Annotated in this window: 9 protein-coding genes and 1 pseudogene; 2 read left to right on the top strand and 8 right to left on the bottom strand. The window is 73.5% G+C overall.

The features are described 5' to 3' along the window. The 5 genes and pseudogenes from ACWEPF_RS35650 to ACWEPF_RS35630 form a co-directional block, all read right to left on the bottom strand. A pseudogene (locus tag ACWEPF_RS35650) lies at positions 1 to 247 on the bottom strand (GNAT family N-acetyltransferase); the annotation flags it as partial. After that, entirely contained in the window at positions 244 to 879 is a 636-nt protein-coding gene (locus ACWEPF_RS35645) for an isochorismatase family protein (protein ID WP_452175853.1), read from the bottom strand. The gene ACWEPF_RS35645 and the pseudogene ACWEPF_RS35650, both read right to left, overlap by 4 nt. A 39-nt stretch (positions 880 to 918) precedes the next feature. After that, on the bottom strand, positions 919 to 2,562 hold the full coding sequence (locus tag ACWEPF_RS35640) for a (2,3-dihydroxybenzoyl)adenylate synthase (RefSeq protein ID WP_452175852.1): 1,644 nt from the start codon (positions 2,560 to 2,562) through the stop codon (positions 919 to 921). Beyond that, positions 2,559 to 3,761 (bottom strand): isochorismate synthase, encoded by a 1,203-nt coding sequence (locus tag ACWEPF_RS35635; protein WP_452175851.1) that lies wholly within the window; start codon positions 3,759 to 3,761, stop codon positions 2,559 to 2,561. Before ACWEPF_RS35635 ends, ACWEPF_RS35640 begins: the two co-directional genes overlap by 4 nt. Before the next feature lie 94 nt (positions 3,762 to 3,855). Continuing rightward, on the bottom strand, positions 3,856 to 4,605 hold the full coding sequence (locus ACWEPF_RS35630) for a 2,3-dihydro-2,3-dihydroxybenzoate dehydrogenase (protein WP_452175850.1): 750 nt from the start codon (positions 4,603 to 4,605) through the stop codon (positions 3,856 to 3,858). A gap of 171 nt (positions 4,606 to 4,776) precedes the next feature. Between ACWEPF_RS35630 and ACWEPF_RS35625 the strand changes: the two genes are divergently transcribed. Then, on the top strand, positions 4,777 to 5,238 hold the full coding sequence (locus ACWEPF_RS35625; protein ID WP_452175849.1) for a nuclear transport factor 2 family protein: 462 nt from the start codon (positions 4,777 to 4,779) through the stop codon (positions 5,236 to 5,238). Positions 5,239 to 5,314: 76 nt separating this feature from the next. Here the strand turns inward: ACWEPF_RS35625 and ACWEPF_RS35620 are convergent, their stop codons facing one another. Beyond that, on the bottom strand, positions 5,315 to 5,467 hold the full coding sequence (locus ACWEPF_RS35620) for a hypothetical protein (RefSeq protein WP_345282641.1): 153 nt from the start codon (positions 5,465 to 5,467) through the stop codon (positions 5,315 to 5,317). Between the two features lie 211 nt (positions 5,468 to 5,678). Here ACWEPF_RS35620 and ACWEPF_RS35615 point away from each other — a divergent pair, with 211 nt between their 5' ends. Next, positions 5,679 to 6,068, top strand: coding sequence for a hypothetical protein (locus ACWEPF_RS35615; protein WP_452175848.1), 390 nt, complete (start codon positions 5,679 to 5,681; stop codon positions 6,066 to 6,068). 106 nt (positions 6,069 to 6,174) lie between these two features. Here ACWEPF_RS35615 and pntB read toward each other — a convergent pair whose 3' ends face one another. After that, positions 6,175 to 7,614 (bottom strand): Re/Si-specific NAD(P)(+) transhydrogenase subunit beta, encoded by a 1,440-nt coding sequence (gene pntB / locus ACWEPF_RS35610; RefSeq protein WP_452175847.1) that lies wholly within the window; start codon positions 7,612 to 7,614, stop codon positions 6,175 to 6,177. A 5-nt stretch (positions 7,615 to 7,619) separates the two neighbouring features. Continuing rightward, complete coding sequence (locus tag ACWEPF_RS35605; protein ID WP_452175846.1) at positions 7,620 to 9,191, bottom strand: Re/Si-specific NAD(P)(+) transhydrogenase subunit alpha; 1,572 nt, start codon at positions 9,189 to 9,191, stop codon at positions 7,620 to 7,622. Positions 9,192 to 9,320: the final 129 nt, after the last annotated feature.

Below are 9,320 nucleotides of genomic sequence, written 5' to 3'. Positions count from 1 at the left end.
GCCCGGGCTCGGGCGGGAGCGGCCGCAGCGCCGCGCAGCCGTCCACCGTCGAGCCGTCGGAGTCGGTCAGCAGGAGGAACTGGGCCGCCGTCAGCCGGTACTCGCGCGGGGTGCGCGGGCGCAGTTCGCCACTGCGCATGAAGGGCCGGGAGAGGGCGTAGAGCTGGCCGGCGTCGGCCGGGACGGCGTGGCGGGGCCGCGGCCGGGCGTGGGAGGGGAGCGGGCGGGTCGGGGCGGCGAGGGTCATCGCAGGGCCGCCGCGAGCCGCCCGGTGGTGGTGACCACGCCGCACTTGTCGGCGATCCAGGCCAGCGCGCCCAGGTGCCGCTCCCGGTCGAAGTCGGCGGTGGCGTCGGCCACCACGAAGGCCTGGAGGTCGTGGCTCCAGGCGTCGGCGGCGGTCATCTGGACGCCGATGTGGGCGTAGACGCCGACGATCACCAGCTGGTCGCGCCCGGCGGCGGCCAGCTGCCCGGCCAGGTCGGTCCGGGCGAAGGCGCTGTACTTCCACTTGGTCACGTGCCCGTCGCCGGGCCGCGGTGCCACGGCCTCGGGAGAGGCGAGCGAGGCCGGGTCGTCCGGCATGCCGGGGCCCCAGAAGTCGTACTGCAGTCCGCGCTCCTCGCGGCTCTGTCCGCCGCGCTGGTGCGAGTGGATCACCGGCACCCCGGCCGCCCGGGCCAGGCCGAGCAGCCGGGCGGTGTTGGCCAGGGCCGGGGCGAGCGGCTCGGCCCCGGGGGCGAAACGGGAGAGGAAGTGGTGCTGGAGGTCGTGGACCAGGACGGCGGCCCGCGCCGGGTCGACGGCCCAGGGCACCCGGGGTGCCGGGACGTCCCGCTGCTCCGGCAGCGGGTAGGGGGCGATGGTGGGAAGTGCCATGGCGGAGGGGGTCCTTAGCTGAGGAGCGTCGGCCGGAGCCTACTGGGCGGCGGTGGAGCGCAGGTCCTTCTTGCTGACCTTGCCGATCCCGGTCTGCGGGAAGGTGTCGACGAACTCGATCCGGTCCGGCACCTTGTAGTCGGCCAGGCCGGCCGCCCGGACGAAGGCGCGCAGCTGGGCGGCGCGCGGCGGCTCGGCGTCCTGACGCAGGATCACGTACGCCAGGGTCCGCTCGCCCAGGTACGGGTCGGGCACCGCGACCACCGAGGCGTCGTGCACCGCGGGGTGGCCGAGCAGCACGTTCTCCACCTCCTCGGCGGCGACCTTCTCGCCGCCCCGGTTGATCTGGTCCTTGGCGCGGCCCTCGACCACCAGGTGGCCGGTGGGCGTGCGGCGGACCAGGTCCCCCGTGCGGTAGAAGCCGTCGGGGGTGAACGAGCGGGCGTTGTGCTCGGGCGCCCGCCAGTAGCCGCGGATGGTGTACGGGCCGCGGGTGAGCAGGTGGCCGGTGGCGCCGTCCGGCAGGTCGCGGTCCTGGTCGTCGACGATCCGCACCTCGTCGTCCTGGTCGCTGATCGGGCGGCCCTGGGTGGTGAGGACGGTGAGCTCCTCGTCCTCGGGGCGGGTGTAGTTGACCAGCCCCTCGGCCATGCCGAAGACCTGCTGGAGCCGGCAGCCGAGGGCCGGGCCGAGGCGGCGGGCGGCCTCCTCGCTGAGCTTGGCCCCGCCGACCTGGAGCAGCTCCAGACTGGAGAGGTCGTGCCCGGCGTGCGGGGCCGCGTCCGCCCAGGCCAGCGCGACCGGCGGCACCACGCCGGTGAGGGTGACCCGCTCGCGGGCGATCAGCGCCAGCGCGGTGCCCGGGCTCGGGTCCGGGGCGAGCACCACCCGGCCGCCGGCGAAGAAGGTGCCGAGCGAACCCGGGGAGCTGAGCGGGAAGTTGTGGGCGGCGGGCAGCGCGCAGAGGTAGACGGAGGACGGGCTCAACCCGCAGATCCGGGCCGACTCGCGGACGCTGTAGAGGTAGTCGTCGTGGGCCCGGGGGATCAGCTTGGGCAGGCCGGTGGAGCCGCCGGAGAGCTGGAGGAAGGCGAGCTCGGTGGTGGCGGGCGACTCCGCCACCCGCTGCGGCTCCGCGGCGCGCAGTTCGTCCAGCGGGAGGTGCGGCCCGGGCTCGCCGACGACGAAGACCTCGATCGGCTCGGCCAGCGCGGCCAGCACTTCGGAGGCCAACTGCCGGTGGTCGTAGCCGGCGTGACGTTCCGGCACGAAGAGGGCCCTGGCCCCGGCGAACTCGCAGAAGTACGTGAGCTCGGCGCGGCGGTGTGCGGGCAGCGCCATCACCGGGACCACCCCGGCCCGCAGCAGGCCGAAGAAGACCTCGAAGAACTCGGCGGTGTTGGGGAGTTGCAGCACCACCCGGTCACCCGGTCGGAAGCCGCGGGCCAGCAGACCGGTGGCGACGACGTCCGCCCGGCGGTCCAGCTCCGCGTAGCTCCAGTGGCGTTCGCCGTCCGTGACCGCGATCCGGCCCGGGCGGGCGGTGGCGTGGCGGCGGATCATCTCGTCCAGCCGCTCGCCGGTCCAGTAGCCGGCCGCGCGGTAGCGGGCGGCGGTCTCGGCGGGCCAGGAGCCGAGGAGGTCGCGCCCCTCGGGCGCCTCGGGCTCGTCGGTGTGCGTCACTTGGTGTCCTCCAGGCCGACCGCGTGCAGGAAGGTGCCGAACTTGGCGGTGGTCTCGGCGAGTTCGGCCTCCGGGTCGGAGGCCTCCACCACGCCGGCGCCCGCGTACAGGCGCAGCCCGTCGCCCTCCGCCTCGGCGCAGCGCAGGGTCACCACCCACTCGCCGTCCCCGTCCGCGTCCCCCCAGCCGACCGCGCCGGTGTACAGACCCCGGTCGAAGGGCTCCAGCTCGGCGATCAGCTCCCGGGCCCGGTCGGTCGGGGTGCCGCAGATCGCCGGGGTGGGGTGGAGCGCGAGCGCCAGCTCCAGGGCCGAGACGGAGGGGTCGCGCAGGGTGGCGGTGATGGTGGTGGACAGGTGCCACATCGCGGCCGTCCGTACCAGGGTGGGCCGTTGGGGGATGGTCAGCTCCTCGCAGTACGGCTCCAGCACCCGGCGGATGGCATCGGTGACGAAGGCGTGCTCGGCCAGGTCCTTCGGCGAGTCCAGCAGCGCGGCGGCCCGGCGGATGTCCTCGGCGAGATCGGCGCTGCGGGCGGCGGAGCCGGCCAGCGGGTTGGAGACCACGGTGCGGCCCCGGCGGGAGACCAGCAGCTCCGGGCTGGCGCCGACCAGGGTCGCGGCGCCCCCGGCCGGGACGGCGAAGGTGTGGCCGCCGGGATCGCGGTGGATCAGCCGGGCCAGCATCGCCGGCAGATCGGCCCCGCCGGGCGCCGTCAGCTCCAGCGTGCGGGCCAGCACCACCTTGGACGGGCCGGTCCCGGCCCGCATCCGGCGCACCGCCTCGGCCACCGCCTCCGCGTACAACGGTCCCGCGGGGACTGGGCGTTGGGCCCAGTCGCGGCCGCTCGCGGCGGCAGCGCGGCGGGCAGGCAGCAGGAAGGCCGGATCCTCGGCGGCCGGGCCGCCCCGGTGCACCTCGGCGGGTACGAACAGGCGGGCCGGACGGCCGGGGGCGAAGGGGATGGCGCCGACCAGCAGCGGGGTCCCGCCCACCGTGCGGCGGGCCTCCTCCAGCGCCTCGGCGGCCCGCGCCGGGTCGGTGACGTGGCGCAGCGCGCCCCGGGCCAGCAGGGTGGAGTGCGGGCCGGCCAGGAAGGCCTGGTCGGGGCCCGGGCGGTAGGCGGCCAGCAGGCTGCTCGGTGAGGCGGCCGGGGTGTCGGCGTGGGTGCCGGCGGGGGCCTGGTAGGCCGTGGTCATGCTGCTCCGTTCTTCGTCCGGCGTGGCTTCGGGCGCCGGGATGGGGAGGATGGGGCGGGGCGTGCGGTGGGGCGTGCGGTGGGGTGACGCCGTGTCAGGCCCGGAGCGTGGCGCCGCCGTCGACGTACAGGTCGTGCATGGTGATCTGCCGGGCGCGGTCGCTGACCAGGAAGGCGACGGCCTCCGCGACGTCCTCGGCGGCGCCGATCCGGCCCAGCGGGATGCCGACCCGGTAGTTGTCCGGGTCGCCGTCGAGCACGCGGCGCTCGCTCTGCTCGTCGGTCCAGAACTGGCGCTGCATCTCGGTGTAGGTGGAGCCGGGGGAGACCAGGTTGCACCGCACTCCGTCCCGGGCCAGCTCCAGCCCGAGGACCTTGGTGAACATCGCGGCGGCGGCCTTGGAGGCCGCGTACGCGGCCATCCGGGTGCGGGGCACCCCGGCGGCGTTGGAGCCGACGGTGACCACCGAGCCGGAGCCGCGGGCGGCCATCCGGCGGCCGACGGCCCGGCAGGTGTGGAAGACGCCGGTGGTGTTGACCGCGAAGGTCTCCGCCCAGTCCTGGTCGGTGAGTTCGAGCACCGGGGCGGGCCGCAGGATGCCGGCCACGTTCACCAGGATGGAGATCGGCCCGGTCTCGCGCTCGATCCGGTCGACCATCGCCTCGACGGCGGCGCCGTCGGTGACGTCCAGGTAGGTCACGTCGTCGTGCGGGGTGTTGATGTCGGTGGCCACCACCCGGGCCCCCCGGTCGGCGAGCGCCCGGGCGACGGCCGCGCCGATGCCGCGGGCGGCTCCCGTCACCAGGGCGATCCTGCCGTCCAGTTCACGTATGTCCTCGGCCATGCCGCTGTCCCTCTCCCGGTGGTGGTGCTTCGGCGCACGGGCAGGCCGGGGCGGGCCGGTGATCTGGTCGGGCGCAGCAGTTAGGTTAGCCTAACCGAACTGTTTTCGGGTGATCGCGACGGGGCCGGAAACCGCTTGCGTCGCGTCGGGCGGGCGCTGGTAGAAAGGGCCATGGACGACGAGATCATCTCCCCGGTCGAGCGCATGCTGGCCGAACGCGCCTGCGAGCGCCTCATCGTGGACTTCATCCACCGCCTCGACCTCGGTGACCCCGGCTCGGTGGCGGAGCTCTTCACGCCGGACGGTTTCTGGCACTGGCCCCACGGGGAACGGCGGATCGAGGGGCGCGAGGCGCTGCGGCGCTACTTCGGCTCCCGCCCGGCGGACCGGCTGTCGCGCCGTCTGATGACCAACCTGCTGGTCACGGTGGAGGCCGGCGGCACGGCGCGCGCCGTCTCCTACCTGACGACGTACCGGGTCGACGGCTACGCAGGGGGGATGATCGAGCCCCGGGTGCCGGTGAACGTCGGGCACTACGAGGACGTCTTCCGCCGGGTCGACGGTGTCTGGCTACTGGCCGGCCGTACCGTCTTCCTCCCCTTCGGGGCCGACACCGAGCGGCTGTCCGCCTGAGGATCCGCGGGGTGCCGGAAACGGCGGACGGGCCGTCACCGTGGTGCTGGTGACGGCCCGTCGTGGATCGGGGTGCTCATGCGTCGACGCTGGTCAGAGCCTGACGGGCGCGCTCGTTGGTGCGCTTGGCGCGTTCACGGAGCTTGAGCGCGCGGGCGAGGCGGAAGCTGCGGGCCTCCTGCAGGCGCATGTCGATGGTGGCCTGAGCGGTGGCGAGGTTGTAGGTCATGTCGTCCCCCAAGGGCCAGCGGCGTCCGTTGGCATCACCTCGATGCCGGTTCCCCCGGATCGCCTGCTGTGCTTCTGATTCTACACCACCCAGACCTTCTCTGCCTTCAATTATCAGCCCGAATGGAGGATATGACTCTGTATCGAAGGAAAGTGGGCCGGGATGTGAACGGACTGGAACCACCTGCGCCGGACGGCGCGTCCACCCCGCCGTGACGGATGACCTGGGGTGGGACGAGGATCGGGCGGGGCGGCACGGGATCAGGGGGTGGGCCTGGTTCGGTGCGACGGTGCTGCTGGCCGTCTCGGCGGCGTACGCCGGGCTGCGCGCGAGCGACACCTACAGCGACGTGCGGTGGAACCGCTGCCTGGACATCGCGGCGGTGCCCGACTGGGTGTGGGTGCTGATGGTCGTCGCGCCGCTGCTGACCCTCGTCGCGGCGGTGCTCCAGGCACGGGTGGCGTACCTGTGCTGGAGGCAGACGGTGCTGGTGGTGCTGTCCACGGTCACGGTCTTGCTGACGCTGCTGTGCCTGGCGCTCCTGCTGCTGACCGGGGACGACATCCTCACCGACGTCCGGCTGCACCACGGCTGCGTGTGACGGAGCCCCGGAAGTACACCGCCGCCCCTGGCGGGACCCCGTCCGGGGCCCGCCAGGGGCGGCGATGGTGTTCGCGACGGACCGTCAGGCGGTCGCAGGCTCCGGGTCAGCGGCCGGCGCCGGCCGGGGTGAGGGCGTCCAGGGCGACCAGGATCTGGTCGACGCTCTGCTTGGCGTCGCCGAAGAGCATGCTGCTGTTCTCGCGGAAGAACAGCGGGTTCTGCACGCCCGCGTAGCCGGAGGCCATCGAGCGCTTGAAGACGATGACCTGGCCCGCCTCCCAGACCTTGAGCACCGGCATGCCGGCGATCGGGCTGGTCGGGTCCTCCTCGGCGGCCGGGTTGACGGTGTCGTTGGCCCCGATGACCAGGACCACGTCCGTGTCCGCGAAGTCGTCGTTGATCTCGTCCATCTCCAGGACGATGTCGTACGGCACCTTGGCCTCGGCCAGCAGCACGTTCATGTGCCCGGGCAGCCGGCCCGCCACGGGGTGGACGCCGAAGCGGACCTCGACGCCGCGCTCGCGCAGCCGGCGGGTCAGCTCGGCGACGGGGTGCTGGGCCTGGGCGACGGCCATGCCGTAGCCGGGGGTGATGATCACCGACCGTGCCTCGGCCAGGAGTTCGGCCGCCTCGGCGGCCTGCACCTCGCGGTGCTCGCCCTCCTCCTCGCCGCCGCCGGAGGCCGGTGCCTCGACGCCGAAGCCGCCCGCGATGACGGAGACGAAGGAGCGGTTCATCGCCTTGCACATGATGTAGGAGAGGTAGGCACCGGAGGAGCCGACCAGTGCCCCGGTCACGATCAGCAGGTTGTTGTCCAGCAGGAAGCCCGCCGCCGCGGCCGCCCAGCCCGAGTAGCTGTTGAGCATCGAGACGACGACCGGCATGTCGCCGCCGCCGATCGAGGCCACCAGGTGCCAGCCGAGCGCCAGCGCCAGCACGGTGACCGCGATCATCAGGCCCAGGCCCGGGCTGACGGTGAACCAGACCGTGAGGCCGACGAAGGCGCCGAGCGCGCCGAGGTTGAGTGCGTTCTTGCCCGGCAGCATCAGCGGGCGGGAGTTGATCCGGGCGGAGAGCTTGAGGAAGGCGACGATCGAGCCGGTGAAGGTGACCGCGCCGATGAAGATGCCGATGAACACCTCGGCGTGGTGGATGCCCAGCAGGTCCGCGCCGACCGCGGTCTGCGCGGCGCCGTGCGCCTCCACCTCGAGGTAGCTGTTCCAGCCGACCAGTACCGCGGCCAGACCGACGAAGCTGTGCAGCACGGCGATGAGTTCGGGCATCTCGGTCATCTCGACCCGCTTGGCCCGCCAGAGGCCGATCGCCCCGCCGACCGCCATCGCGACCACGATCAGGGTCACGGCCCCGGCGTTGATCGAACGGGAGGCGACGATCACGGTGGCGGCGAGGGCGAGGGCCATGCCGGCGATGCCGTACGCGACACCCGCGCGGGCGGTGCGGTGCTGCGAGAGCCCCGCCAGGCTGAGGATGAACAGCAGGGCGGCGACCAGGTCCGCGGCGTTCGCGGCCGTCAAGGAGGTCATCGGGCTCAACGCCTTTCGGGGGAGGAGGAGAACATGCCGAGCATGCGACGGGTGACGGCGAAACCGCCGAAGACGTTGATGCTGGTGAGCAGGATCGCCACCGCCGAGAGCACGGTGACCAGCACGCTCTCGTGCCCGACCTGGAGCAGGGCGCCGACCACCACGATCCCGGAGATCGCGTTGGTCACCGACATCAGCGGGGTGTGCAGCGCGTGGTGCACCTTGCCGATGACGTAGTAGCCGATCACCACGGCGAGCGAGAACACCGTGAAGTTCCGGCCCAGTTGGGCCGGCGCGAAGGCCACCAGGGCGAACACCGCGAGCATCCCGAGGCCGATCAGCCCGAAGCGCACCGCCGGGGTCAGCTTCGACGCCTTCGGCTCCGCGACGGCGACCGGCGCGGGCTTGGCCTGCGCGGCCGGTGCGGCCGAGACCGAGACGGGGGGCGGCGGCCAGGTGATCTCGCCCTCGCGGACCACGGTGACGGCCCGCTGCACCACGTCCTCGAAGTCGACCGTCAGGTGGCCGTCCTTGCCGGGGGTCAGCAGCTTCAGCAGGTTGACCAGGTTGGTGCCGAACAGCTGCGAGGCCTGCGCGGGCAGGCGCGAGGCCAGGTCGGTGTAGCCGATGATCGTGACGCCGTTCTCGGTCACCACCGTGCGGCCGGCCACCGTGCCCTCGACGTTGCCGCCCTGCGAGGCGGCCATGTCCACGATGACGCTGCCCGGCTTCATCGCCGCCACGTCACGGGCCGTCAGCAGCCGCGGCGCCGGGCGGCCGGGGATCAGCGCGGTGGTCACCACGATGTCCACGTCCCGTGCCTGCGCGTGGTACAGCTCGGCCGCCGCCCGGTCGTAGTCGGCCGAGGTCGCCTTGGCGTACCCGTCGGTGCTGGCCTCCTGGGCGACCTCCACGGGCAGGTACTCGCCGCCCAGCGACTTCACCTGGTCGGCCACCTCCGGCCGCGGGTCGGTCGCCCGGACGATCGCGCCCAGACTGGAGGCGGCACCGATCGCGGCCAGCCCGGCCACGCCCGCGCCCGCCACCAGCACCTTGGCCGGCGGCACCTTGCCCGCCGCCGTCACCTGCCCGGTGAAGAAGCGCCCGAAGACGTGCGCGGCCTCGATCACCGCCCGGTACCCGGCGATGTTCGCCATCGAACTGAGCACGTCCATCGACTGCGCCCGGGAGATCCGCGGCACCGCCTCCAGCGCCAGCGCGGTGACCTGACGCTCCGCCAGCGCCTCCAGCAGCTCCGGCCGCTGGGCGGGCGCCAGCATGCCGACCAGCGTGGTCCCCTTCTTCAGGCGGGCGATCTCGTCGGCGGAGGGGGCGTTCACCTTCAGCACGACCTCGGCCGCCCAGGCGTCGCCGACCGCCGCACCGGCCTCGGTGAAGGCCTCGTCGCTGAACCCGGAGGACGTGCCGGCGCCGGACTCGACGACGACCTGGTAGCCGAGCGCGAGCAGGCCGCGCACCGTGGACGGGGTCGCCGCGACCCGGGTCTCCCCGGAGATCGACTCGGCTACCACGCCGATGGTCTGGGGAGGGTGGTGCGCGGAGTCGTCTGCAGACATCTCTCGTGATCTCTCTCGTCGGATGGAGCCGCTGAAAGGGGGTTGGTGCACAAGGTGTTCGACGGTGTTCGACGCGGGCGCAGCAGTCGACGGGCGCACTCCGGCGGGGTGATCCGCGGAGAGTCCCTT

The sequence above is a fragment of the Kitasatospora sp. NPDC004289 genome, assembly GCF_053602875.1.
The sequence above is the reverse complement of the archived record's forward strand: the minus strand, read 5'-3'. Positions and strand labels throughout refer to the sequence as shown.